Here is a 24,911-nt window from a genome sequence, read left to right on the forward strand (position 1 = left end):
TGGAAAGCATGACTGGTACAGGCTCAGGCTCCACAGGCTCCCCTCTCCGCGTAGCCCTCGTCGGATACGGCCTCGCGGGCTCCGTCTTCCACGCCCCGCTGATCGCCGCCACCGAGGGCCTCGTCCTCGACACGGTCGTCACGTCGAACCCCGAGCGGCAGGCGCAGGCCCGCGCCGAGTTCGGCGACGAGCTGCGCTTCGCCGCCTCCGCCGACGAGCTCTGGGGCCGTGCGGACGAGCTCGACCTGGTCGTGATCGCCTCCCCGAACAAGACGCACGTCTCCCTCGCGACCGCCGCCCTCAAGGCGGGCCTCCCGGTCGTCGTGGACAAGCCCATCGCCGGCACCGCCGCCGAGGCCCGCGAGCTCGCCGCGCTCGCCGACGAACGCGGACTCCTTCTCTCCGTCTTCCAGAACCGCCGCTGGGACAACGACTTCCGTACGCTCCAGAAGCTCGTATCCGGCGGCGCGGACGGCTCCGTCGCCCCCCACGGCGAACTCGGCGACGTATGGCGCTTTGAATCCCGATTCGAGCGGTGGCGTCCGCAGCCCAAGGGCGGCTGGCGCGAGTCCGGAGACCCGGAAGAGATCGGAGGTCTGCTGTACGACCTCGGCAGCCACGTCGTCGACCAGGCGCTCGTCCTCTTCGGCCCCGCCCGCTCCGTGTACGCCGAATCCGACGTACGCCGCCCCGGCGCGGAGGCCGACGACGACACGTTCATCGCGATCACGCACACGAACGGCGTCCGCTCGCACCTGTACATGAGCGCCACCACCGCCCAGCTCGGCCCGCGCTTCCGCGCCCTCGGCTCGGTGGCGGGCTACGTGAAGTACGGCCTCGACCCGCAGGAAGCCGCCCTCCGCGACGGCAAGCGGCCCACGGGCGACGGCAGTTGGGGCGTGGAGCCCGAGTCGATGTGGGGCCGCGTCGGCTCCGGCGAGTCCCCGCTGACCGGCGGCGGCACCCCGGTCGAGACGCTGCCCGGCGACTACCCCGCGTACTACGCGGCCGTGGCCGCGGCCCTGCGAGGCACCGGCCCGAACCCCGTCACCGCGCACGAGGCCGCAGCCGCCCTCGACGTCCTGGAGGCGGCGCGCCGCTCGGCCCGCGACGGTGTGACGGTGGTCGTATGACGAGCCCGACCCCGAGCCCAACCCCGACCCCGAGCTCCCAGCGGCCCGAGCCGCCCACGGTCGAGGAGCTGGAGGCCCAGGAACTCCGCCTGATCCTCCCCCACTTCACATACGAGGACGCCTGGGCACTCGGCACACTCCTGGTCGGCCTGGCCCGCGAACGCCAGGCCCCGGTGGCCATCGATATCACCCGCGGCGGGCAGCAGCTCTTCCACGCGGCGCTGCCCGGTTCGACCCCGGACAACGACGCCTGGATCCACCGCAAGCGCCGGGTCGTCGAGCGCTACGGCTGCTCGTCCTTCCTGGTCGGCACGCGTTTCCGCGCCAAGGGGACGACGTTCGAGGAGTCCTCACGCCTTGACCCGGACATGTACGCGGCGCACGGCGGCGCGTTCCCGATCACGGTGCGGGGCGCGGGTGTCATCGGCACTGTGGTGGTGTCGGGGCTCCCCCAGGCGTCGGACCACGCGCTGGTGGTCGAGGCACTGGAGCGTTTCGCGTAAGCGGGGCGCCCCTGAGGGGACCCCGTCAGGGGCGCGGGGAACTGCGCGCCCAGCCACGACGCACCCGCAGGTGGAGTCAGCAGAACCCCGCCGAACTCCACCCCAGGGCCCCAAGTAGCCCCCGCCCGAGGCTACGCCGGCTTCAGCTCCTGGCGCTGCCTGCCAAGACCCTCGATCTCCAGCTCCACCACATCACCGGCCCGCAGATACGGCTTCGGCTCGGGCTGCCCCATGGCCACCCCCGCCGGCGTACCGGTGTTGATGACGTCACCCGGGTACAGGGTCATGAACTGGCTTACGTAGCGCACCACTTCGGCCACGGGGAAGATCTGCTGCGAGGTGGAGCCGTCCTGCTTCAGCTCGCCGTTGACCCAGAGCTTGAGGGAGAGCGCCTGCGGGTCGGGCACCTCGTCCGCCGTCACGAGCCAGGGGCCGAGCGGGTTGAACGTCTCGCAGTTCTTGCCCTTGTCCCAGGTGCCGCCGCGCTCGATCTGGAACTCGCGCTCCGAGACGTCGTGCGACACCGCGTACCCGGCGACGTGCGCGAGCGCCTCCTCGTCGGACTCCAGGTAGCGCGCGGTGCGCCCGATGACGATCGCGAGCTCCACCTCCCAGTCGGTCTTGACCGACTTGCGCGGCACCAGGACCGTGTCGTGCGGCCCGACCACCGTGTCCGCCGCCTTGAAGAAGATCACCGGCTCGACGGGTGGCGTGGCCCCGGTCTCCTTCGCGTGGTCGTGGTAGTTGAGCCCGATGCACACCACCTTGCCGATCCGGGCCACCGGCGGCCCGACCCGCAGCCCCTGCGCGTCGAGCGCGGGCAGTCCCCCCGCCTCGGCGGCGGACCGGATCCGGTCGAGGGCGTCCGCGTCGGCGAGCAGCGCTCCGTCGATGTCCGTGACGGTCGCCGACAGATCCCGCAGGGTGCCTTCGGCGTCGAGGAGCGCCGGGCGCTCGGCCCCCGCCGTACCGACTCGCAGCAGCTTCATGGTCAATCTCCCTTGGTCGAGTCGCGCCCGCGTCCTGACCGCCGCGTGGCCCGGATTGGGGCCTCCCCTGCTCGAACGGAGTTGAGAGCTCGGGGAAGGATTGCGGCCATCGGAGGATTGGAAGATCCTCCAAGGTCACCGTCCACTCCGCAAGACCCTGTTCACAGACCGGACCTTTACTGGGCAGTAGCCAAGGCGCCCGCTCCGGCCCCGTACGGCATGTCCCGGTACAGCACGGCGCGCTCGACCGCGCTCCAGGTCGTGCTGGTGACGACGTACAGCGCGGCGGCCAGCGGCACGAAGGCCACGGTGAACAGCGTCATGAAGGACATGAACGGCATGACCTTGGTCATCGCGCCCATGCCGGGCACCTGCTGGCCCGCGTCACCCGCGGGCGTGGCCGCGGCCGTCGCGGCCATCTGCCGCTTCGTACGCCGGAAGTTGAAGGTCGCGACGGCCGCGACGATCGCGAAGAGCCCGAGGTAGACGAGCCCCTGCGCCCCGAAGACCCCGCCGTCGCCGAGCGCGTCCGCCCACCGCCCGCCGAGGGGCGCATCGAACAGCTTGTGCCCGAGGAGCGAGTTCGCCTCGCCGCCAATTTTCGAGTTGGAGAACAGGTGGTAGAGCAGGAAGAAGGCCGGCAGCTGGAACAGGCTGGGCAGGCATCCGGAGAGCGGCGACACCTTCTCCTCCCGGTGCAGCTCCATGACCGCCTTCTGCAGCTTCTCGGGGTTCTTGGCGTGCTTCTTGCGCAGCTCCGCGATCCGCGGCGACAGCTTGGCGCGCGCCTTCTGGCCACGGGCCGACGCCCGCGACAGGGGGTGGACGAGGAGTCGTACGCAGGCGGTGAAGAGCACGATGGCGGCGGCCGTCGCGGAGGCGTGGAAGACCGGCTGGAGCAGGTCGGCGAGGGAGCCGACCAGGTCGGCGAAGAGGGAGATGAAAGCGGACAGGAACGCGGGCATGGAGCCCTCCGGGGGTCTCGTCGTGCCGAGAGAAAAGGTGAAATGCACTTTTCGGCGTGACGGCCCGCGAAGGGGGCTTCGGGTTTCCGGTGCTCCCTACGCGGCCGTCAGGACGAGACGGCCCGGCGCTCGGGGTCGCCTGCGCCCGGAGGCGTCGGGATCGCGCTGGGGCAGGAACGCGGTGCGCTTCTCGCGGTCGCGGATGGCCGTACGCACGCGGGTGCGGGGTACGACGGGCGCGCAGCGCGCGGCGATGACAGAGCAGGCGGCGAGCGCGGACCCGGCGGCGGCGGTCGCGGCGAGCGCGACGGCGGCGGTGAGGCTGCTCGCGTCGAGGAGAACGACCTCGATGAGGAGGAAGAGGAGGAGCCCGGTGGGACGGAGGGCGGCCTTCCAGCCGCGAAGCGCGTCCTGCATGAAGTCCGACCCCCTCTCCTCGACGCAATAGACGTAATAGTCGTAGTACTTACTGTGCCCGTTATACAGGATCGGTCTCGGCAGCCGTCTCGACAGCCGTAAGGAGCCGCCGGGGCGTGAGCAGCGCCCGGCTGACCGGATCGGCCGGGTCCTGGTCCAGCCCGGGACCGGGCGTCATCTCGACGTCCTCGACGGGTACGAGGATGCCGCAGCCGGGACATTCACCGACGACGCCGAGTTCGGTGCCGCAGGCCGCGTGGTGGAAGTAGCGCAACGGCTTCGCCCCCGCCTCGGAGAAGTTGTCGCGCCCCCAGGCGCCGAGCGCGCGCAGGGCGGGCCAGAGCGCGCGGCCCCGCTCCGTCACGACGTACTCGTGCCGCGAAGGAGCCCGCGCGCACGGCCGCTTCTCCAGGACGCCGGCGGCGGTGAGCGTCTGCAGGCGCGAGGCGAGGACCGCGCGGGGGATGCCGAGGTGGACGAGGAAGTCGTTGTAGCGCCGCACTCCATAGAGGGCGTCGCGGACGACGAGCAGCGTCCAGCGCTCCCCGACGACCTCAAGCGCGCGGGCGATGGAGCACTCCTGCGCCGCGTAGTCCTTGCCGAGAGCCATGGACCCACCTTAACGACTTTACGGATTCCAGGTTCAGTGACTGAACTCGCCCTGCTACGGTCGTGTCGTCGTACGCAGGTTCAATGACTGAACCTACACGGAAGCTCACGAGAACCGCCCCAGCCCACCCCTGGAGGAGCAGGCCATGCCCCGGCTAGTACGCACCACAGCTCCCGCCCCCGCAGCCCCCGCCCCCGCAGCTCCCGCCCCGCCCGTCGCGGCTCCGTCCCCGGCGGCACCCGCGCCCTCGCCCCGCCCGGCCGCCACCCTCGCCGTTACGAGCGCGGCCACCGCCGTGGCCCTGATGACGTACACCGCGCCGATGGTCACGCTCCCCGACACGGCCGCCTCCCTGCACACCCCGCTCTCCGCCCAGGCCTGGCTGCTCAACGGCACCCCGCTGGGCCTGGCCGCCCTGCTCCTGGTGGCGGGCAGTCTCGCCGACGACTACGGCCGCCGCCGCGTCTTCCTCTCCGGGACGGTCGCCCTCGGCATCACCACGGCGCTGGGCGCCCTCGCCACGTCGACCTGGCTGTTCACGCTGGCACGGGTGGCCCAGGGCGCGGCGAGCGCGGCGATCCTCGCGGCCAGCCTCGGCTTGCTGGTCCACGCGTTCCCGGCGGGGCAGGGCCGGATCCGGGCGACCGGGATCTGGGGAGCCTTCGTGAGCGGAGGCATCGCGGTGGGCCCGCTGCTGGCGGGCGGCATAGCGCTGGCCGACTGGCGCTGGTCGTACGGAGCCCTGGGGCTCGCCGCCCTGGTGGTGGCCGCCTTCGCCCCGCGTGCGCTGACGGAATCCCGGGCCGCGCGCGGCGGTCGGCCGGACTTCGCGGGAGCGCTGACGCTGGGCCTCGCGCTTGTGGCGCTGGTGGCGGCGCTGACACTCGGCAGGGATGGCTGGCTGCGTACACCGGTGGTGGCGCTGCTCCTGGCGGCGGCAGCCCTGATCGCCGCCTTCGCGGCGGTGGAACGCAGCTCGGCGGCCCCCATGCTGGACCTGGCCCTGCTCCGCCGTCCGCCGTTCCTGGCGTCGTCGGCGGGCGGCTTCTTCACGGGCTTCGCGGTGATCGCGCTGTTCAGCTACCTCCCCACCCTCCTCCAGCAGACGCTTTCCCTGTCCGCGATGGGCACGGCGGCGCTACTCGTGATCTGGTCCGGTACGTCCTTCGCGGTGGCCCTGCAGGCACGCCGCCTGTCGGGCAAGGTCTCGCCCCGCCACCAACTGGCCCTGGGCTTCGCCCTGCACGCGGCGGCGGTCCTGACCATGCTGCCCGCGGCCACCTCGGGCCCGTGGCCCCTCCTGATCCCCGGCCTCGTCATCTCGGGCGCGGGCAGCGGCCTCCTGAACGCGGCACTCCCCCTCCTCGCGGTCACGTCCGTCCCCGCCGAACGCGCGGCGATGGGTTCGGGGGCGAACAACACGGCGCGGTACGTCGGTTCGGCGGCCGGGGTCGCGCTCATGATCGCGGTATCGACGTCGACGGATTCACCGGCGCATGGGACACAGGTGGCGTTGGTGGTGTCGGCGGGGCTCGGCGCGCTGGGGGCGGCGAGCGTGCTGGGGCTGCGGGGGCGGTGAGGGGCTCCGCCCTCGGGGGCGGTGAGGGGCCGCGCCCTCGGGGGCGGTGAGGCCCCGCCCTCGCCTACCGGGGCCGCATGGACCGCAACTTCCCCCACACGATGAGCCGGTACTTGGAGGTGTATTCGGGGGTGCAGGTGGTGAGGGTGATGTAGTACCCGGGAGAGCTGAACCCGTACCCCTTCCTGACGCCACTGCGGGGGACGGGAGCGATGACCCGACTGTCACGGGCTGAGGTCTGACCAAGGCTCTTCTCGACGACGTACGTAAAAGTCCCCGCCTTGGTCTCGACGACGACCTCATCCCCGCCCCTCAGCCGGTCGATGCGGCGAAAGGGCTCACCGTGGGTATTGCGATGCCCCGCGAGGGCGAAGTTCCCGCCTTGGCCGGGCTGAGCGGTGCGCGGGTAATGCCCGACGTACCCCTTATTGAGTACGGCTCCCTTGCTCACCCCTTCTGCTACGGGCACGCGGATCCCGATACGCGGAATGCGCAGGACGGCGTAGGCCTGGTCCCAGCGGGGCGCGGGGGCGGGCTCGCTCCGGGGGGCGGCGGGACGGGAGCGCCCGGAGGCATCCGGGGATCCGGAGCCGCCGGAGGACGAGGAGGCGGAGGGCTCAGCGACAGGCGACGACGACCCCCCGGCATCAGCGCTTCCCTCCCTCCCCCACTCCCTCTCAAGGGCCTGAACCTTGTGCTCGGCGTCGGCGCGGGCCTGGCGGTTGGTCCACCAGAGCTGATGGACGACGAGTAGGAGCAGGACGACGCCGAGGGTGACGGCGACTTCGGCGCAGCTCCAGAGCCCGCGGGCGAGCCCGGTGCGCCGCCGAAGGCGACGCCCTTGCACCACAACAGGAACCCGCTCCCGCCACTCCCGCCACTCCCGCACGACCAGGCACCTCCCGACTCACGCCACCCACCCACACCCACGGCCACACTCACGGCCGCCCGCACGATAGAGCGGACGCCCGGAACTAGCCATGCCCACGCCACGCCGATCCGGACCAGCCGGATCGACACGGCAACCCTGCTGTAACCCACCCCCTCGGCAGTACGGTGTCTCGTATGCGCCCCGACACGCCTGCCGACCACATCGCCGAAGCCGAGCGCCTGGAGCGCACGGCCGGCCTGTACCCCGAGGACGCCGAGCAGCTCCTCCTTCAGGCCGCAGCCCACCTAGAGCTAGCGGGCGAGCGCGATCGCGCGACGACGCTCTACGACCGCCTCCTGGCCCCCGACGCCCAGCACCCCCCGGCGGCCCCCACCCTGATCCGAGCCCTGAAGGCCGCCAATCTCTGGGAGTACGGCCACGAGGCGGAGGCAAGGGCGATCATCGACGGCGTACGGGCAGCAGCCCCTCGCGACCCGGCGCCATGGGTGATCGTGGCGGAGTCGCTGGAGTCCCACGACGAACTGCCGCAGGCGCAGGAGACGTTCACGGAGGCGGTGGAACTCCTGCTCCCGCCTTCGGACACCACGGGCACCCCGTCCTACGAACAACGCCCGCTGCTCTTCGGCCGCCACCGGGTACGCCGCCTCCTGGGCGCACCCCACGACGCGTGGGACGCGCTGGCGGACGAGGTCTCAACCTCGCCGATCCCCTTGGACGAACTCCACGACCCGAAGCGCATCTGGTCCCTGGGCTCGAACAACCCCGCGGAACTCCGCGCGGAAATCTCCAGGATCCAGGCAGAACTGGGCTCATACAGAGAGGCCCTGTCCCGCCCCTTCCCGGTGGCGGTCCTCCACTGGCCCTCGACGGAACTGGAAGAACTCCTGACGGCGTACCCGTCCCTGGAGTCCGAATACCCGTCCCACGAGGCCCACTTGGCGACCATAGAGTCCTCCCTGAGAGAACTCGCAGCCTCCGGCACCCCCAACTTGGGAATCGTCACAGGCACGGTCCCGTCCTACGAGGCCTTCGCAGCCTCAGAGGGCACGGAGCCGACGGACGTATCGCTACTACCGCAGTACGCGACGACACTGGCGGCGCGGGGCCGGGCTGTGGGGTGGCCGCCTCGGGGGGATGCGGCTTGTTGGTGTGGGTCGGGGCGGGGGTATGGGGGGTGTCACGGGGGCGGAACTTCCTAACCATGCCGGGCCTGCCAGGAACCGGGCCCGGCAGGCCCCCAACAGAGAGCATCAGCTAGGGCTTGCTCCCACTACCCCACCACTTGCGGTGATAGCGGACATAGTCGAGGTGCACCTGGTGCCCCTTCTTCACAGTCAATTTCGGTAGCACGCTCGCTCCTTCCCCTCCGCTGCGCACGACGATCGACCAGTCGTCCTCTATGAGGATGCTGCCGAAGTCAAGGCGAACGTGGCAGTTAGGGCAGAGGCAGAGAATGTTGCGCTCGACATCTGGCCCTCCATGCGGATTGCCAAGCGGTTTTATGTGAGCGCCCTCGCTGTAAGGCTTGTCATCCGGACCCACCAGACGAACGTTGCACGCCTGACAACGACCGTCGTAGAGATCCTTTATGCGCCGCGCCGCTGCGGCATCACGGACCAGTCGCTGCACCTGCGTGGTACGGGTCTCGGGGATCTTCTCAGCATCGTTGCCGTCCAGCTCCCCTTGCTCTAGGAGTTCGGCGATCCGCTTCTCAACGGGAGTTACTTGCTGCTGCGAATCAGGGAGCCGGTGCAGGTCGAACTGACAGATCAGGATGGCAGTGCCGTCAGGCGCAGGTGACGCGGACGTGGCCGTACGCACGACGGTGATCTCATACAAACCGTCATATCTGTAGTGATCACGCAGGGAGTATCGCTCGTCTCCCTTGTAGCCACGAAGGATCCGAATGGGGTGCTTCCGCTCGTGGCTCAGGTTGAGAGCCGCATTGTCGGCATACGACCAAGATTGACTCCGCAGGAGCTTCTTCGTCACTGTGTCGCGGTCCCTGTCAGGCGACGCCCCCGTGTAGCGCACCCAAGTCCAATGGTCCTCGTCGTCTTCGTAACCACCATTCAGGACAATGGCGTCAGCAACCCTACTACCGTCCGGATCCCGCAGCATGGAGATCCCTCGCTGTTGGTCACCGTGCAGTTTGGCTCGCAAGACGTCAGCGCGACGGTGGAAAACCGCTCCAGGCGCGACGCCGGCTATATGACCTATACCTCGTTCACTTTCCACGCAGCCATCGTGGGCCGCGAGCGATCGACTCCGATGTAGCCGCGTCGAAAGTTGACTGATTCTTCACTACGAAGTGATCAACCTGACCGAACGTCACCGCTGGCCGCCCACGCCCCCTCGAAACGAGACTGCGCTCGATCCCAGGCACCGTCCATATCGCACCCGTGCGCATGAAGCCAGTGCAGGAGGTCGGCCAGCACATCGATCACCAGCATTTCCGTCGCGGCAGTTGCCAGGCGTGAACTCCCCGTAAGGCGCTCACTACTTGCCTGCAGATAGCCCTCGAGCACGGCCTCGGCCCGACCGACATGGGCACTGCCCACAGCTCCGTTCCCCACCCCGCCCCCCGCCTCCAGCTCGCACCACGTGACCTTCGAGTCCGGCCCGGGCAGAACCCCCCACCGCTCGGCCACCTCACTCACGATGGCCATTCCGCGCCCACCTTCCGCGTCCCGTTCTGCCGCAACGAGGGTGGGCAGCGCTCGCGCATCCGGGTCCCGGACTTCGATGCGCACATACGCCCCACGCATCGAAAGGCCAAGGACTGTCGGCGTGCCAACTCCCACGTGATCGATGACATTCGTGACGAGCTCACTCACGCACAGTTGCGCGGTATCGACCATATGAGGCAGCCCCCATCGGACGAGGTGCAGCCGAATGATGCGACGCAAGGCCGCCACCTCTTCGGGCTCCGCGACAAATGCCAGTTCCCAGCCGATGCGCGGTACTTCACAGATCGGTCCACCCATACTGTCCAGCTCCCTCACACCTCCGAGCGTCGCACGGTGCTTCCGCTCCATCACTCAGGGTTGCAGTGGAACTTCCAAAATGGAACTCTCATAAGGGATTTCAAGGAGCACGAGGCTGACCGCACGCCCCCGGCGCACGCAACCTTGCCCAGGTCCCGCCACACGGGCACGCTCGTTGCGATCAACACGAAGGGCAGGCCATGCCAGTTGGACCAACCACCCGCCGTCGCCAACTCGGCGCGGACCTTCGCCGTCTACGTGAGCGCAAGGGACTGACCCTCGAAGAAGCGGGCGCCCGTGTAGGCATCTCCAAAGCCACCCTCAGCCGCTACGAGACCAAGGAGGGGACCGTCAAGTGGCCCGCGGTCGACGCACTTTGTCGCGAGTACGAGACGACCGATGATGAACGCCGGGCTCTGGTCGAGCTCGCCAAAGGGGCCAAGATTCAAGGGTGGTGGCGCTCCCTGGCCGACCCGATCCCCGAGTCCATGAACCTGATGCTCACCCTGGAGGACGAAGTGGTCCGAGAGGATCACTACGCCTGCATGTACGTCCCTGGTCTGCTCCAGACCCGCGCATACGCCGAGGCGGTGCACCGTGCCTCCGAAATGCGCTGCGAGGAGCGGGAGGTGCAGCACATGGTGGATATCCGCATGAAGCGGCAAGAACTCCTCACACGTGAGGAGCCTCCTCACATCTGGGCCATCGTGGACGAGGCAGTTATCCGTCGTTGCGTCGGCGGCACGGACGTGATGCGAGAGCAACTTCAGCGGTTGCTGGATCTGGCAGCGTCGCCCCACGTGACCTTGCAGATACTGCCGTTCGCAGCCGGAGCCCATGCCGCAGCGGTCGGGAGCTTCGTCGTGCTGCGGGGCACTGTCCAGGAGTTGGATGTGGTGTACGTGGACATCCTGGGCGGCGGTCTTTTCATGGAAAAGCAGCCAGAGCTCGATCGCTACACAATGGCGTTCGATTACCTCCGTGCCCAGGCCCTGGATCTGGCAGCATCCACAGAGACCATCCGTCGAACACTGAGGGAACTCTGATGGCTCACGGGCAGCGGCTCGACTGGTTCAAGTCCTCCTACAGCGGGGGAAGCGGTACCGAGTGTGTGGAGGCCGCGTTCACGTCCGGCACCGCCTGTGTACGTGACTCCAAGAGTCCCGAACTCCCTTACTTCGCCGTTCGCCATCCTGCCTGGACCCGCTTCATCCACGCGTTCCGCGCCGGCGGACCGTCCTGAGCCGAAGCCCTGGCTCTCCAGAACGTGGAATTGCAGAAAAATTCCAGTGCCGCGCCCCCAAGGGGCTCGGCTACCGGAAGTTTTCTGCAACTCGCCCCCCGCGCCCCCACGCCCCCACCCCTAAAGCGAAGCCTCCCCCACCCCCTCCCCCCACTCAATCCGATGCTCGAACTGCCAGGCCCCCCAGACCGCCCCCGCGCCGCCGCCCACCTTCGTCGCCACCGGGAGTACCGCGTCGCGCAAGGCGCGGCTCAGTGGGCCCGCCGGGCGGGGAGTGGCCGTGCGGGCTGCCGCGGAGGTGGCCGTTGCCGTGGCCGTTGTGTGTTTCAGGATGCGGTCCACTCGGGGGCGGCGCAGGGACTCGTACGCCTTGAAGGCCTCGGCCACGGGCAAGTCCCGTAGGCAGCGGGCCAGTTCTACCGCGCTCTCCGTGGCCAGCGATGCCCCCTGGCCCGACGTCGCCGGCGTCGCGTGGGCCGCGTCGCCGATCAAGGTCATGCGGCCTCGGCTCCACCTCTGGAGCGGGGGCATCGTCTCCGCCGGGCCCGTGATGAGGAGGGCCGACTCGGGGGTCGCGTCGAGGAGTTCGGCGGCCGGGGTGCGGTCCTGGGCGAATGCCTCCCTCAGGCGCTTCAGCCACTCCACCGCTCCCACCGCCTGCGCCTCCGCCGGCGTCATCGGCTCGCGGTGCGGGAGGTTCACGAACCATGTCGCCGAGCCGTCGTCGAAGATCTGGTAGGCCATGTACGCCCGCTTGCCGAAGCACCTGTACAACACCCCCTCCGTGGACGGGAGTTGGCACCCCACAGCCCTTGCTGTGAACGTCAGTGTTCCTGCGTAGTGCGGCTTCGGCGCCGACGCGTCGATCAGCCTGCGCACCGTCGAGCGCAAACCGTCCGCGCCGATCAAGATGTCCGCCCGCGCCTGCGAGCCGTCCGAGAAGCGGGCCGTCACCCCGGTGCCCGTGTCCGTCGCGTCCAAGAGGCGCTTGGAGGAGTGGATCGCGATTTCGCGGCGTGACGCCTCCTCGTCGAGCGCCCGGTGCAGGTCCGCCCGCCAGACGAAGCGCGTCACGGGGAGGTGCGGTGGGGCGGGCAAGTGGCCCAGGGACCTGCCCGTCCAACTGCGCAGGGCCATCGCCGTCACCGGGGTTCCGATCGCGTCCACCACGTCCGCCGCGTCGATCGCCTCCAGTGCCTGTAGGCCGTTGGGGGCGATCGTCATCCCGGCGCTCGGGCCCTCGTCCTCCCCCTCCCGCTTCGTGGAGCCGCCGGAGCCGCCGGAGTCGCCCGCCTCGTAGACCGTCGCCTCGATGCCCGCCTTGTGCAGCGCCATCGCCGCTACCGGGCCCGCGATTCCACCCCCGATGACCAGGGCGGTACGGATGCGGGCAGGGGTTTTGACGGTCTTCACTGCTATCGGTCCCTCGTCGGGTGCGCTTTCGGGCCGCCAGGCGCCGCGGCGTGCCCGCGCACCAACCTACGTGGGGCAGGCCCCCTCGCCGCAAGGCTTTCCGGGCGGCGCGTTAGCCTCGGGAACCCATATAGCGCGTTGAAGGCCGTACGTCGTGGAAGCGAGGCAAGCATGGCGAAGGTACCGGCCGCGGCAGTGGCCGCCAGTGGGCTCGTCGGTGGGTTCGCCGTCGCCCGGTGGAGCAAGAAGCGGCCCCTCGGTGGCGTCGTCCTCGCCGCCGCGGGTGCCGCCGCCGCGCGGCAGTGGCAGCAGGGCGCGGGCCGCAAGACCGCGGTCGGACTCAGCGCCGCGTACGTCGCCGCCTTCGCCGGGGCTCATCCCCTCGCCAAGAAAGTCGGCGCCTGGCCTGCCGTCTTCGGCGTCGCGGGCGGCGTGGCGCTCGCCTCCTGGGTCCTCGTCGATCGCCGGGGCTGACAGACGGCGATTCAGCCCTCGCTGTCCCTGAACAAGCGCGCGAAACCCGCCACCGCGAGCACTCCCGCACCCATCACCAGCACGAAGAACGCCCACGCCACCGGCCACACCGCCGCGTCCGGCTCCGGATGGCTGTCGAAGGAGACGTACATCAACGTCGCCGGAGGCCCCACCACTATCAGGAGCGCCCAGCCGAGGCGGTCCCGGAAGCCGAAGTAGGCCGCCAGGACCAGCATCGACACGGCCAGGCCCGTTATGCCCAGCGCCGTCACCGGTGACGTCTCGTTGATCGCGCCCGGCGTCTCGGGGCGGTTGCGCAGGTCCCAGGGGAGGCAGAGCAGGTACGCCGCCGCCATGACCCCGGCGCCCGCGGCGCGGGTCGTCCAGCGGCCCAGCGGAGGGCGTGCGGGCAGCTGGCCCAGCAGGTTCGCCGCCATCGGCGCGCGGGCCGCCGCGGCCGGAGTCTCGGTCTCGCTAGCAGTAGCAGTGGCACTAGCACTCGTGTGCGTCGACTTCGCTGTCATGCGTACGACCATGCCGCCGCCGTCACGGGGCCGACAGAGTACGCGTACTCAGGCCGCCCACCGCATCCGCCGCTGAGTAGCCGTACTCAGCCCGAGGGCCGCGGCCCCGCCCCCCTGACCCCCCTGAACGTCATCCGGTACGCCCCCGGCGACACCCCGAGGCCCGCCTGGAAGTGCTGCCTCAGCGACGCTCCCGTGCCGAAGCCCGTCTCCGCCGCGATGCGGTCGACCGTGCGGTCCGTCTCCTCCAGGAGTTCGCGGGCCCGGTCCACCCGGCACGTGGCCAGCCACCGCATCGGCGTCAGGCCCGTCTCCTCGCGGAAGCGGCGGCTGAAGGTGCGTACGCTCATGGACTCCCGCGCGGCCATCTCCGCCAGCGTCAGCGGCTCGCCCAGGCGCTCCAGGGCCCAGGCGCGTGCCTTGCCCGTGGACGTCAACCCGGGCTCCGGCACCGGGCGTTGGATGTACTGGGCCTGGCCGCCCTCGCGGTGCGGGGGTACGACGGTGCGGCGGGCCACGGCCGCGGCCACCGCCGCGCCGTGGTCGCGGCGGATCATGTGCAGGCAGAGGTCGATGCCGGCCGCCTCGCCCGCGGAGGTGAGGACGCGGCCCTCGTCGACGTACAGGACGTCCGGGTCCACCGTCACGGCCGGGAACGTGCGGGCGAAGAGGTCCGCCGAGAGCCAGTGCGTCGTCGCCCTGCGGCCGTCCAGGAGGCCCGCTGCCGCGAGCACGAAGGCGCCGGTGCAGATGGAGGCGATACGGGCGCCGGAGCCGGACCCTGGGGCCCCCACAGCCTCAGGGGCCCCCAGGGCCTCCGCGAGCGCGGGCGGAAGCTCACCCCGCCGCAGCGACTCGTCCTGTTCGTGCGAGGCCGGGATGATCACCGTCCCTGCGTCCGCCAGCACCTCGGGGCCGTGTTCGGCGTGGACGGGGAAGTCGGCGTCCGTGCGGATCCTGCCGGGGGTCAGGGCGCAGGTGCGGACGTCGTACAGCGCGGCGCCGGACGCGTCGCGGGCGTTGCCGAAGAGCTGGTGGACCAGGCCAAGCTCCATCGGGAGTACGCCGTCCCGGATCAGGACGGCGACCTTGTGCCGTTCCCCCGACCGTTCCCCGGACCGCTCCCCGGACCGCTCCTCGCCAGGCCGCTCCTCGCCCACAGAACCTTCAGCCCCCCACCGCATGCGAGACCGTATAGATCAGCAGCCCCGCCAGCGACCCCACCACCGTGCCGTTGATCCGGATGAACTGCAGGTCACGGCCGATGTGGGCCTCGATCTTCTTCGAGGTCTGCTCCGCGTCCCAGCCCGCCACCGTGTCCGTGATGAGGGAGGTGATCTCGTCGCGGTACGTCGTGACCACGTACACCGCTGCGCCCTCGACCCAGCCGTCCACCTTCTGCTGGAGCCGCGCGTCCGTCGCCATCCGGCTGCCGAGCGAGAGCAGCGCCGCCCGCACGCGCAGGCGCAGTTCGCTGCGCTCGTCCTCGGCCGCGGCCACGATCATCTGGCGCACCGCCGACCAGGCCGAAGCGATCAGGTCCTGCACCTCACCGCGGCCAAGGACCTCCCGCTTCAGGCGCTCCACGCGCTCGCGGGTGTCGGAGTCGGACTGGAGGTCGGCGGCGAAGTCGGCGAGGAAGCGGTCGACGGCGCCCCGCGCGGGGTGCTCGGGCATGTCCCGCATCTCGGTGAGGAAGCGCATCAGCTCCTTGTAGACGCGCTCGCCGACCTTCTTGTCCACGAACCGCGGGGTCCAGCCCGGAGCGCCGCCCTGCACCGCGTCCATGACCGACTCGTCGTGCTCGACCAGCCAGTCGTGGGCGCGTACGCAGACCAGGTCGACGACCCGCCTGTGGCCGCCGTCCGCGACGACCTTCTCCAGCATCTTCCCGATGCCCGGCGCGATCTCCTGGGCGTCCGCACGGCGCGTGATGGCCTCGCCGACGACCGCCTGCACGTCGGAGTCGCGCAGGACCGTCAGCGCGCCGCGCAGGGCCGTGGCGAGCTCGGCCGTCACCCGGTCGGCATGTTCGGGCTCCGCCAGCCAGGTGCCGAGGCGGCTACCGATGCCCACCGCGCGCAGACGTCCTCGTACGACATCGGAGGACAGGAAATTCTCTCCTACGAAGTCGCCGAGCGAGGCACCCAATTGGTCCTTCTTGTTGGGGATGATGGCCGTATGCGGAATGGGCAGACCCAGTGGGTGGCGGAAGAGCGCGGTCACAGCGAACCAGTCGGCGAGCGCGCCGACCATGCCGGCCTCGGCCGCCGCGGCGACATAGCCCGCCCAGGATCCGGCGCCGGAGTTCTGGGCCCATTTGGCGAGTACGTAGACGACGGCGACGAAGACGAGCAGGCCCGTCGCGGTGATCTTCATCCGGCGGACGCCGCGCCGCTTCTCCTCGTCCGCCGGGCTGTACGTGAAGCCGCCCCCTGGCAGGCTTCCGGACAGGCCCCCGGCCCGCGCCCCGCCGGCCGTGACACTGGACACGTCGCCCGGAGGGCGGAGGCCGCGGGCAGGCCGCCCGGGCTCCGGCCCGGGGTCCGCTTCAGCCGATTCCTCCGCGTTTGTACGCTCCACTCACTTCACCTGGCCCGTTCGCGTCGTCCTGAATCGCATTGTTCCCCGTCTTCGTAGGCCTCTTCCTGACCGACTCCTGGAACGGACGACAAGTTCCCGGCGTCTGAATAGTGGGAGGGGGGCAGTGTCGGCCACCTCACGGCCCATGACGCATCATGGGGTGATCACATCGGAGCCTCGGGCTCCCCCTGCTCGAGGAGACACAGCCCGCATGACCAAGCGTCACGGTTATGCCCTGCTAGCCGCGGTCCTCGCGGTGATAGTGGTGATTTCCGCCGCCATATACCTCGGTGTCTCGGGCACCGACGACGGATCTCAGGACACCATCAGCGCAGGCCCCCGCGGCCCGCGCAATTCCGCGGCGCCCGCCTCCGCGGGCACCTGGGTCGGCTCCTGGGCGGCATCCCCCGCCGCGGCCGAACCAAACACGCACCGCAACGGCTTCGCGGGCCGCTCGATCCGCAACGTCGTGCACACCAGCGTCGGCGGCGAGAGCGCCCGCATCACCCTGTCGAACCTCTACGGCCGCCAGCCGCTGAGCATCACCCACGCCTCCATCGCCGTCGCCGCCGGCGAGAACAACCCGGCCGCCGCGCCGGGCACCCTGCGCCGCCTGAACTTCAACGGCAACACGTCCGTGGTGATCCCCGCGGGCCAGCAGGTGATGAGCGACGCGGTCCGGCTCCAGGTGCCGCACGACGTGGACCTCCTGGTCTCGACGTACTCGCCGACCCCCTCGGGCCCGGTCACCTTCCACCCGCACGCCCGCCAGGTCAGCTACGTCGCCGAGGGCGACCGTACGGAGGACCCGAACGGCGAGGCGTACAACCAGCAGAGCACCTCCTGGCGCTACCTCTCGGCCGTTGACGTGCTCAGCAACGAGTCGAACGGCAGCGTCGTCGTCTTCGGCGACTCGCTCACCGACGGCATCTCCTCCACCATGGGCGCCAACGCCCGCTGGACGGACTCCCTCGCCGACCGGCTGCGCGAGGAGTCCGGCGGCCCGCGCTACGGCGTCGTGAACGAGGGCATCAGCGGCAACCGCATCCTCTCCGACGGCAACGGAACACCCGCGGACAACCCGAGCGGTCTCTCCCGCTTCGACCGCGACGTCCTGGACCGCTCGGGCGTCAAGGCCGTGGTCATCGCGCTCGGCGTCAACGACATCCTGCGCAACCCGCACCAGAACGACCCGGACCGCATCGTCGAGGGCCTGCGCGAACTGACCCGGCAGGCGCACACGCGCGGCCTTCGGGTCGTCGGCGCGACGCTGATGCCGTTCGGCGGCCACCGCGGGTACGAGCCCGGCCTCGAGAACGTGCGCCAGGCGGTGAACGAGCAGATCCGTGACGGCAAGGTCTTCGACGACTTCGTCGACTTCGACCGTGCCCTGCGCGACCCGTACGACCCCCGCAAGCTGCGGAGCCAGTACGACTCGGGCGACCACCTGCACCCCAGCGACATGGGCTACCGCAAGATGGCCGAGACGTTCAACCTCTCCCACCTCAGGGGCTCCGCGGCCGCCGAGCTGTAGCCCCCGGCGCCACCGTCGGCAACTGTTTCACCGCCGACGGTGCCGCTCGCCTCGCTCTCCTCGCTCGCCTCGATCGCCCCGCTCCAGACGGTCGCGGCGGCGCTCCTCCTTGATCCGCAGCTTCTCCGCCTTGCGGAGCTTGCGGTCCACGCCGACGCCGCCCATCAGGGCGAAGCCGTTGACGACCACGCGGGGCGAGCCGGGCGTGCCCTCGCCCGTCGCCTTGTCGTCGAAGCCGCCCATGATGCCGAAGCCCTTGACCAGGACGTTCATCTCCGGCGGCACGATGACCTGCAGACCTCCCATGATGGTGAAGCAGCGGATCTCGACGTCACGGTCGGCGAACCGCGCCTCGCGCAGGTCGATCTCGCCGCCGCCCCACATCGCGAACGCGGTGAACTGCCGCCCGATCGTCCAGGCGCCCTTGCGGCTGAACCCGCTCCAGAAGGCGAAGGCCCCCGTCGACGTGGGCTCACCGCCCATCCGTGCCGCCCAGTCGATGGCAGCGGGGTCGTCGCTCACCGGGCCCTTCACCATGGACACCTTGGCGCCGTGGCTCGGCAGATCCCGCGTGATCGGCTCCAACTCGCCGTACGTACGCGCCTTGTACGTCGCGTCAAGGCGCTCCTCGAACTCCTCCATGTCCAGGCGGCCCTCGGCCACCGCGTCGCGGAGTCGTTCGGCGACCCGCTCGCGGTCGGCGTCGGCGGCCCGGAGGTCGGGGAGGTGCGGCTGCTCGTCGGTCATGCGAGCAGCCTACGAGGTCGCCTTCTCCGCGTACATCTTGGCGATGACCGCCTCGATGTCGGGTTCCCTGACCGAGAGATCGACCATCGGGTACGCCGCCGCGATCCGCGCGACAAGCGGAGCCGCCGAATCCGCCGCCGGGAAGGCGAGCCACTGCCGCGGCCCCTCCACTTTCACCACGCGCGCCGACTCGACCTCGATGGGCGGCAGTTCGCGCTCCAGGTCGACGATCAGGGTCCGCTCGCTCTCCCCCACCTCGTGCAGTCCGGCGAGCGCACCGTCGTACATCAGGCGCCCGTGGTCGATGACCATCACGCGCTTGCAGAGCTGCTCGATGTCGGTCAGGTCGTGCGTGGTGAGCAGGACCGTCGTACCCGACTCCCGGTTCAAGTCCCGCAGGAACTCCCGGACTTTGGCCTTGCTGATCACGTCGAGGCCGATCGTCGGCTCGTCCAGGTAGAGCACCTCCGGATCATGGAGCAGCGCCGCCGCGATGTCTCCGCGCATCCGCTGCCCGAGCGAGAGCTGGCGCACCGGCACGTCCAACAGGGCGGCCAGCTCCAGGAGTTCGACGCAGCGGTCGAGGTTCTCCTTGAAGCGCGCGTCCGGGATCCGGTACATGCGGTGCATCAGGCGGTACGAGTCGATCAGCGGCAGGTCCCACCACAGGGTCGTGCGCTGGCCGAAGACCACGCCGATGCGGCGCGCGAGGCGGGTGCGTTCCCGCGAGGGGTCGATGCCCGCCACGCGTAGTCGGCCGCCGCTGGGGGTGAGAATCCCTGTCAGCATCTTGATCGTCGTCGACTTGCCCGCGCCGTTGGGCCCGATGTAGCCGACCATCTCGCCGCGCGGCACGGTGAAGCTGATGCCGTCGACGGCCCGCACCTCGTGCTTCTCGCGCCGCAGGAAGCCGGTCTTCTTGCGTACGTCGAAGACCTTCTCGACGCCCTCCAGCTCAATGAGGTCTCTTTCCACGGCAGTTCAGCTCCCTGTGCTGCGGTACGAACGAAGGCCCGCGCGCCAGGCGACCCCGGCAAGGGCAAGGCAGGCGACGGCCACCAGCGGCGGCGTGAAGGCCGTCCACACCGGCAGGTCGAGCGGGTAGGGCCGCCCCAGGACGTACAGGGCGGGCAGCCAGTTCACGAAGGCGAGCGGCAGGACGAACGTCACGCCGCGCACCAGGTCCTTGGCGAAGACGGTCGGCGGGTACTGCAGCAGCGTGGTGCCGCCGTACGTGAAGGCGTTCTGCACCTCGGCCGCGTCCTGCGCAAGGAACTGGAAGGCCGCGCCCGCCACGAACACGGCGGCGAAGATGCCCGCGCCGCAGAGCACCATCAGCGGGATCATCAGGACCTTCACCGGCGTCCAGGCGATGTCCAGGACCACCAGCGCGTATACGAGGACCAGCACCCCCTGGGCCAGGCGTCCGAGCCGGTGCAGCCCGAACCGGTCGGCGGCGACCTGTGCGATGACCGGGGCGGGCCGCACCAGGAGGGTGTCGAGCGTGCCGTCCCGCACCCGCTTGCCGAGCCGGTCCATGGACCCCAGGGCGAGGTCCGCGAACCCGAAGGAGGTGCACGCGGCGCCGTACAGGAAGGCGATCTCGGCCAGCGAGTAGCCGCCGAGCCGGTCCACCTGGGAGAACATCAGCAGGATCGCCGCGAAGTCGAAGGCGGTCACGGCGAAGTTGCCGAGCGCGGTCATCGCGAAGGAGAGGCGGTAGGCCATGAGGGAGCGGATCCACATGGCGGAGATCAGCCGGTAGGCGCGCAGTCCCTCCCGCACCTGTGCCAGGTCAGCCACCCTGGACCACCACCCGGCGGGTGGCCACGGCCTGCAACAGCCGCCCGGCCGAGAACAGCACCGCCGCCCAGCCGGCCTGGAAGGCGTACGTCCACAGCAGATCGACGCCGGTGTGCTTGCCCAGGAACACGTCGACGGGCACCTGGAGCAGCGCCGACCAGGGCAGTGCGCGGGCGATCTCGCCGAGCGCGCCGGGGAAGACGTTCAGCGGGAGCAGCATCCCGGAGAAGAAGGTGCCCGCGAGCATCGCCATCTGTGTCACGCCCGCACCGTCCATCGTCCAGAACGCGGAGAGCGCCACCAGGAAGCGGATCGCGAAGCTGACCACCACGCCCAGCAGGACGGCCACCAGGAACGCCGGCCAGCGCCACGGTTCGGTGGGCACCGCCAGGTCGAAGACGAGGGCGCCGACCACCATCGGTATGACACCGCGCCCGAGCAGCTGGAAGAGCGCCCGGCCCAGGTCGGTCGCCAGCCACCAGGCCTGGAGGTCGGCGGGCCGGTAGAGGTCGACGGCGATGTCCCCGGTGCGGATCCGCTCGATCAGCTCGCCCTCGAAGCCGCCGCCCATCAGCGCCATCACCGTGAGAAGGCCCTGGCCGAGCCAGACGTACGTCAACGCCTGCGCCTGGTCGTAGCCGCCGAGCCCGGGCCGCTCGTCCCAGAGCGCGATGTAGGTGTACGCGAGGATCAGCCCGAAGACGGTGTTGGTGAACACCCCCGCGAGGGTCGCCGTCCGATAGGTCGCGTACCGCCTGAACCCTCCGCGCGCGACAGCCGCGTACAAGCGGAACCGTCCTGTACGCACACGCATCCCCTTTAGCGAGAGCTTGACGAGAGCCTTGACGAAAGCCCTGCCCGTTCCGGGCCAAAGGGACGGAGCCTAGTGCTGACCAGGGCACCCGTGCCAGGCAATTTACGGGCATGAAGCGTGCCTGGCGCGGAACGCAGGAAGCGACAGTGTGCAATGGGTCGTACGAGGCGTACGTGACGTACGACGCGAACCGGGAGTTCCACGAGACATGAGCAGCGACGAGCCGCAGCAGCGGGGTGGCGAAGAACCCGAGGGCTGGGCGCCCCGCGACCCCGTGGACACCCCGGCAGGTCCCCCATCCCCTGACGAGACCTCCGAGCAGGCCCCCGAGCCAGACGCGCAGGCCAAGACGGGCAAGAAGGGCAAGAAGAAACGCCCCAAGCGCAAGGGCTGGCGGCGGATCTTCCCGACCTGGCGCATGGTGCTCGGCGGCTTCATCCTGCTGATCCTGCTCTGCGTCGGCGGCTTCGCCGCGGGCTACATGATCGTGGACATCCCCCCGGCCAACGCGGCGGCCACCGCACAGAGCAACGTCTACCTCTACGCCGACGGCACCCAGCTCGCCCGCGACGGCGAGGTCAACCGCGAGAGCGTGCCGCTGAGCCACATCCCCAAGGACGTCCAGCACGCCGCGCTGGCCGCCGAGGACCGCGACTTCTACGGCGAGTCCGCGGTCGACCCCAAGGCCATGATCCGCGCCGCCTACAACACCGTCACCGGCAAGGGCAAGCAGTCGGGTTCGACGATCACCCAGCAGTTCGTGAAGAACTACTACCTGGGCCAGGAGCAGACGGTCACCCGCAAGGCCAAGGAGTTCTTCATCTCGATCAAGCTGGACCGCGAGGTGAGCAAGGACGACATCCTCGCCGGGTATCTGAACACCAGCTACTTCGGGCGCAACGCGTACGGCGTACAGGCCGCGGCCCAGGCGTACTTCGGCAAGGACGTCAAGAAGCTGACCACCGCGCAGGGCGCCTATCTCGCGACGCTCCTCAACTCCCCCAACGCGTACGACGTGGCGACCCACCCGGAGAACAAGTCCCGTGCCGTGGGCCGCTGGAACTACGTCCTGGACGGCATGGTCAAGGAGGGCTGGCTCAGCGCGGCCGACCGGGCCAAGACCAAGTTTCCCGCGCCCAAGGAGGCCAAGGGGGCTTCCGGTCTCTCCGGGCAGCGCGGCTATCTCGTACAGGCCGTCGAGGACTATCTGACGTCCAACGACATCGTCGAGGAGGACATGCTCGCCAAGGGCGGCTACCGCATCACCACCACGCTCCAGAGGGACCGGCAGGACGCCTTCCAGGAGGCGGTCGACGACCAGGTGATGTCCAAGGTCGACAAGGACGCCCGCAAGGTCGACCGCAACGTCCGCGCGGGCGGCGCCTCCATCGACCCGGCCACCGGCAAGGTCGTCGCGATGTACGGCGGCATCGACTACACGAAGCAGTACGTCAACAACGCCACGCGCCGCGACTACCAAGTGGGCTCCACCTTCAAGCCGTTCGTCTTCACCTCGGCCGTGCAGAACGGCTCGGTCACCCAGGACGGCCGCGCGATCACCCCGAACACGATCTACGACGGCACCAACAAGCGCCCGGTGCAGGGCTGGGACGGCGGCACCTACGCCCCCGAGAACGAGGACGACGTCGACTACGGCAACATCACCGTCAGTACGGCCACCGACAAGTCCGTCAACTCGGTCTACGCGCAGATGGCCGTGGACGTCGGCTCGGACAAGGTGAAGGACACCGCGGTCGCCCTCGGCGTCCCGGAGTCCACCCCCGACCTGACGGCGTCACCGTCCATCGCGCTCGGCCCGTCCACGGCCAGCGTCCTGGACATGACCGAGGCGTACGCGACGCTCGCCAACCACGGCAAGCACGGCACGTACACGATGGTCGACAAGGTCACCAAGGACGGCCAGGAGGTCGAACTGCCCGAGCAGAAGACCTCGCAGGCCGTCAGCCGTGAGGCCGCCGACACCACCACGTCGATCCTGCAGAGCGTCGTCGACGGCGGCACCGGCACGGCCGCGCAGGCCGCGGGCCGCCCCGCGGCGGGCAAGACCGGCACCGCCGAGGAGGACAAGGCCGCCTGGTTCGCGGGCTACACCCCCGAGCTGGCCACGGTGGTCTCCGTGATGGGCCAGAACCCGGACACGGGCGCGCACACCCCGCTGTACGGGGCGCTCGGACAGCCCCGCATCAACGGCGGCGCCTACCCGGCGCAGATCTGGGCCCAGTTCACCAAGGACGCCCTCGCGGGCGAGCCCGTACGGGACTTCGACCTGGAGGTGGAGGAGGGCGCCGACGTGCCGGTGGTCCCGGACCCCTCGGACACCGGGGAGGACCCGACGACGGGCGGCGCGGTCACCGGCGGCGATGACGGCGGCACTCCGGGCCAGGACCAGGGCCAGACGCAAGGCCAGGACGAGGGCCAGACGCAGGGCCAGGACCAAGGCCAGACCCAGGGCCAGGACGAGGGCCAGACGCAGGGGCAGGACCAAGGCCAGACGCAGGGCCAGACGGACGGCGGTGCCACCACCGACGGCGGAACGACGACCGACGGAGGCACCACCGCCGACGGGGGCGCCGCCCAGGGCGGCCAGACCGACGGCGCCACCGTCGACGGCGGAACGGGCGACGACGGCGGCACCGTGAGCGGGCTCACGGACGGCGCGACCACCAGACGGAAGGCCGAGGGCGCCGGATACCCCGGGTACTACTAGCCGATGAGGGCCTGGGTGATCTGACGGGTGGTCTGGGCGGCAACGCGGGGGTTGGTGGCGGCGTAGTGGGAGTGGGCGTTCAGGCCGGTGGCCAGGGCCCAGCCGCGGCCTCGGGCCCAGGTGGCGTCGTCCACGTCGAGCGCGGCGCGGAAGGCGGCACGGGACCCGGCCGACATGAGAGTGAAGGCGATGGTCAGATCGCGGGCCGGGTCGCCGACGCCGAGCTCGCCGAAGTCGATGACCGCGCTGAGGCGGCCGTCGACGGTCAGCAGGTTGCCGGTGTGGAAGTCGCCGTGGGACCAGACCGCGGGGCGATCCCATTCGGGCGCCCTGAGCGCCGCTTCCCACAGGTCAGTCATGGCCGCGGTGTCGAACGCGCCGCCGAACTCAGTGATGGCGGCCCGCGTATCCCCGTCCCGCGCGGCCAGCGTTCCGACGGTCAGGCCCTCGCGGGCGTCCTCGGCCGGGATCTCCTTGGGCGCGAACCCCTGAAGCGCGGTCAGGAAGTCGGCCAGTTCGACGGCGGTCTCGTACGAGTCGCCCAGTGCCTCGACGGTCGCCACCTCACCGTCGAGCCAGCGGGACAACGCCCATGGCCACGGATAGCCGAAATCGGGTTCCCCCACCCCCACCGGGGCGGGGATGGCCAGTGGTAGGTGCGAGGCGAGCCGGGGCAGCCACCGGGACTCCTTGGTGGCCTGCCCGATGGCCCCGGCATGGCAGGGCAGCCGAACGGACAGCTCTTCGCCCAGCCGGTAGATCGTATGGTCCGAGCCGGCGGGGTCGAGCAGTCGCAAAGGAAGCCCTGCCCACTGCGGGAACTGCGTATCGACCAGGCGCCGGACCAGAGCGGCATCCATCGCGGGGCGGGCGTCCGATGTTCTCCCGGTTGCCAAGAACTGCTCCTGCGGTCGGCCCGCTCCGTTCGGCGGGCAGTCGGAGACATCACAGTGTGTCGCGCGCTCGCATGTCG

At 70.2% G+C, this 24,911-nt stretch carries 25 protein-coding genes; 9 read left to right on the plus strand and 16 right to left on the minus strand.

Annotation, left to right across the window (positions count from 1 at the left end; translation table 11 throughout):
* Positions 1–8: 8 nt before the first annotated feature.
* Together ACGFX9_RS05705 and ACGFX9_RS05710 are read left to right on the plus strand one after the other, a co-directional pair.
* A complete protein-coding gene (locus tag ACGFX9_RS05705; protein ID WP_393465016.1) occupies positions 9–1,133 on the plus strand; it encodes a Gfo/Idh/MocA family oxidoreductase in 1,125 nt (374 codons plus the stop codon).
* Positions 1,130–1,636: a heme-degrading domain-containing protein gene (locus ACGFX9_RS05710; protein ID WP_393465019.1), complete on the plus strand. Its 507-nt coding sequence runs from the start codon at positions 1,130–1,132 to the stop codon at positions 1,634–1,636. Before ACGFX9_RS05705 ends, ACGFX9_RS05710 begins: the two co-directional genes overlap by 4 nt.
* A gap of 131 nt (positions 1,637–1,767) precedes the next feature.
* Here the strand turns inward: ACGFX9_RS05710 and ACGFX9_RS05715 are convergent, their stop codons facing one another.
* From ACGFX9_RS05715 to ACGFX9_RS05730, 4 genes are all read right to left on the minus strand, one after another.
* A complete protein-coding gene (locus ACGFX9_RS05715) occupies positions 1,768–2,625 on the minus strand; it encodes a fumarylacetoacetate hydrolase family protein (RefSeq protein WP_393465022.1) in 858 nt (285 codons plus the stop codon).
* Positions 2,626–2,801: 176 nt separating this feature from the next.
* A complete protein-coding gene (locus ACGFX9_RS05720) occupies positions 2,802–3,578 on the minus strand; it encodes a YidC/Oxa1 family membrane protein insertase (protein WP_393465675.1) in 777 nt (258 codons plus the stop codon).
* Between the two features lie 108 nt (positions 3,579–3,686).
* Positions 3,687–4,007, minus strand: a complete 321-nt coding sequence (locus tag ACGFX9_RS05725) for a DUF6412 domain-containing protein (RefSeq protein WP_393465025.1) — start codon at positions 4,005–4,007, stop codon at positions 3,687–3,689.
* Between the two features lie 61 nt (positions 4,008–4,068).
* On the minus strand, positions 4,069–4,617 hold the full coding sequence (locus ACGFX9_RS05730) for a winged helix-turn-helix transcriptional regulator (protein WP_393465028.1): 549 nt from the start codon (positions 4,615–4,617) through the stop codon (positions 4,069–4,071).
* A gap of 145 nt (positions 4,618–4,762) precedes the next feature.
* On the opposite strand from ACGFX9_RS05730, the gene ACGFX9_RS05735 reads away from it, so the two are divergent.
* Positions 4,763–6,196 carry an MFS transporter gene (locus ACGFX9_RS05735; RefSeq protein WP_393465031.1) on the plus strand — a complete coding sequence of 478 codons (1,434 nt, stop codon included), beginning with the start codon at positions 4,763–4,765 and terminating at the stop codon, positions 6,194–6,196.
* A gap of 64 nt (positions 6,197–6,260) precedes the next feature.
* On the opposite strand, the gene ACGFX9_RS05740 is transcribed toward ACGFX9_RS05735, so the two are convergent.
* The gene (locus tag ACGFX9_RS05740) at positions 6,261–7,085 is read right to left on the minus strand and encodes a class E sortase (RefSeq protein ID WP_393465035.1); all 825 of its coding nucleotides are present in this window, start codon (positions 7,083–7,085) and stop codon (positions 6,261–6,263) included.
* Between the two features lie 176 nt (positions 7,086–7,261).
* Here ACGFX9_RS05740 and ACGFX9_RS05745 point away from each other — a divergent pair, with 176 nt between their 5' ends.
* The gene (locus tag ACGFX9_RS05745; protein WP_393465037.1) at positions 7,262–8,287 is read left to right on the plus strand and encodes a tetratricopeptide repeat protein; all 1,026 of its coding nucleotides are present in this window, start codon (positions 7,262–7,264) and stop codon (positions 8,285–8,287) included.
* 55 nt (positions 8,288–8,342) lie between these two features.
* Here ACGFX9_RS05745 and ACGFX9_RS05750 read toward each other — a convergent pair whose 3' ends face one another.
* Together ACGFX9_RS05750 and ACGFX9_RS05755 are read right to left on the minus strand one after the other, a co-directional pair.
* Positions 8,343–9,326, minus strand: coding sequence for a YDG/SRA domain-containing protein (locus ACGFX9_RS05750; protein WP_393465040.1), 984 nt, complete (start codon positions 9,324–9,326; stop codon positions 8,343–8,345).
* A 77-nt stretch (positions 9,327–9,403) separates the two neighbouring features.
* Positions 9,404–10,075, minus strand: a complete 672-nt coding sequence (locus ACGFX9_RS05755; protein WP_393465043.1) for an ATP-binding protein — start codon at positions 10,073–10,075, stop codon at positions 9,404–9,406.
* A 200-nt stretch (positions 10,076–10,275) separates the two neighbouring features.
* Between ACGFX9_RS05755 and ACGFX9_RS05760 the strand changes: the two genes are divergently transcribed.
* Both ACGFX9_RS05760 and ACGFX9_RS05765 read left to right on the plus strand, forming a co-directional pair.
* Positions 10,276–11,121, plus strand: a complete 846-nt coding sequence (locus tag ACGFX9_RS05760; protein ID WP_393465046.1) for a helix-turn-helix domain-containing protein — start codon at positions 10,276–10,278, stop codon at positions 11,119–11,121.
* Positions 11,121–11,318 (plus strand): DUF397 domain-containing protein, encoded by a 198-nt coding sequence (locus ACGFX9_RS05765; RefSeq protein ID WP_393465049.1) that lies wholly within the window; start codon positions 11,121–11,123, stop codon positions 11,316–11,318. Before ACGFX9_RS05760 ends, ACGFX9_RS05765 begins: the two co-directional genes overlap by 1 nt.
* A 120-nt stretch (positions 11,319–11,438) precedes the next feature.
* Here ACGFX9_RS05765 and ACGFX9_RS05770 read toward each other — a convergent pair whose 3' ends face one another.
* Positions 11,439–12,731, minus strand: a complete 1,293-nt coding sequence (locus ACGFX9_RS05770; protein ID WP_393465052.1) for an FAD-dependent oxidoreductase — start codon at positions 12,729–12,731, stop codon at positions 11,439–11,441.
* Positions 12,732–12,902: 171 nt separating this feature from the next.
* Between ACGFX9_RS05770 and ACGFX9_RS05775 the strand changes: the two genes are divergently transcribed.
* A complete protein-coding gene (locus tag ACGFX9_RS05775; protein ID WP_393465055.1) occupies positions 12,903–13,205 on the plus strand; it encodes a hypothetical protein in 303 nt (100 codons plus the stop codon).
* An 11-nt stretch (positions 13,206–13,216) separates the two neighbouring features.
* Here ACGFX9_RS05775 and ACGFX9_RS05780 read toward each other — a convergent pair whose 3' ends face one another.
* The 3 genes from ACGFX9_RS05780 to ACGFX9_RS05790 form a co-directional block, all read right to left on the minus strand.
* Entirely contained in the window at positions 13,217–13,729 is a 513-nt protein-coding gene (locus tag ACGFX9_RS05780) for a hypothetical protein (RefSeq protein WP_393465058.1), read from the minus strand.
* 86 nt (positions 13,730–13,815) lie between these two features.
* Complete coding sequence (locus ACGFX9_RS05785; RefSeq protein WP_393465678.1) at positions 13,816–14,784, minus strand: GlxA family transcriptional regulator; 969 nt, start codon at positions 14,782–14,784, stop codon at positions 13,816–13,818.
* A gap of 112 nt (positions 14,785–14,896) precedes the next feature.
* The gene (locus ACGFX9_RS05790) at positions 14,897–16,312 is read right to left on the minus strand and encodes a DUF445 domain-containing protein (RefSeq protein ID WP_393465061.1); all 1,416 of its coding nucleotides are present in this window, start codon (positions 16,310–16,312) and stop codon (positions 14,897–14,899) included.
* Between the two features lie 211 nt (positions 16,313–16,523).
* Here ACGFX9_RS05790 and ACGFX9_RS05795 point away from each other — a divergent pair, with 211 nt between their 5' ends.
* Positions 16,524–17,846 (plus strand): SGNH/GDSL hydrolase family protein, encoded by a 1,323-nt coding sequence (locus ACGFX9_RS05795; RefSeq protein ID WP_393465064.1) that lies wholly within the window; start codon positions 16,524–16,526, stop codon positions 17,844–17,846.
* A gap of 27 nt (positions 17,847–17,873) precedes the next feature.
* Here the strand turns inward: ACGFX9_RS05795 and ACGFX9_RS05800 are convergent, their stop codons facing one another.
* Genes ACGFX9_RS05800 through ACGFX9_RS05815 form a run of 4 tightly spaced genes read right to left on the minus strand, consistent with a single transcriptional unit; the run spans position 17,874 to position 21,210 of the window.
* On the minus strand, positions 17,874–18,593 hold the full coding sequence (locus ACGFX9_RS05800) for a DUF1707 domain-containing protein (protein WP_393465067.1): 720 nt from the start codon (positions 18,591–18,593) through the stop codon (positions 17,874–17,876).
* 9 nt (positions 18,594–18,602) lie between these two features.
* Complete coding sequence (locus tag ACGFX9_RS05805; protein WP_393465070.1) at positions 18,603–19,568, minus strand: ATP-binding cassette domain-containing protein; 966 nt, start codon at positions 19,566–19,568, stop codon at positions 18,603–18,605.
* Between the two features lie 6 nt (positions 19,569–19,574).
* Positions 19,575–20,396 (minus strand): ABC transporter permease, encoded by an 822-nt coding sequence (locus tag ACGFX9_RS05810; protein ID WP_393465074.1) that lies wholly within the window; start codon positions 20,394–20,396, stop codon positions 19,575–19,577.
* Positions 20,389–21,210: an ABC transporter permease gene (locus tag ACGFX9_RS05815; RefSeq protein WP_393465076.1), complete on the minus strand. Its 822-nt coding sequence runs from the start codon at positions 21,208–21,210 to the stop codon at positions 20,389–20,391. Before ACGFX9_RS05815 ends, ACGFX9_RS05810 begins: the two co-directional genes overlap by 8 nt.
* Positions 21,211–21,418: 208 nt before the next feature.
* Here ACGFX9_RS05815 and ACGFX9_RS05820 point away from each other — a divergent pair, with 208 nt between their 5' ends.
* Complete coding sequence (locus tag ACGFX9_RS05820) at positions 21,419–23,938, plus strand: transglycosylase domain-containing protein (protein WP_393465079.1); 2,520 nt, start codon at positions 21,419–21,421, stop codon at positions 23,936–23,938.
* Here the strand turns inward: ACGFX9_RS05820 and ACGFX9_RS05825 are convergent.
* A complete protein-coding gene (locus ACGFX9_RS05825; protein ID WP_393465082.1) occupies positions 23,935–24,834 on the minus strand; it encodes an aminoglycoside phosphotransferase family protein in 900 nt (299 codons plus the stop codon). The genes ACGFX9_RS05820 and ACGFX9_RS05825 overlap by 4 nt on opposite strands.
* Between the last annotated feature and the right edge of the window lie 77 nt (positions 24,835–24,911).

It is taken from the genome of Streptomyces sp. NPDC048436 (assembly GCF_043200355.1).
GTDB lineage: Bacteria > Actinomycetota > Actinomycetes > Streptomycetales > Streptomycetaceae > Streptomyces.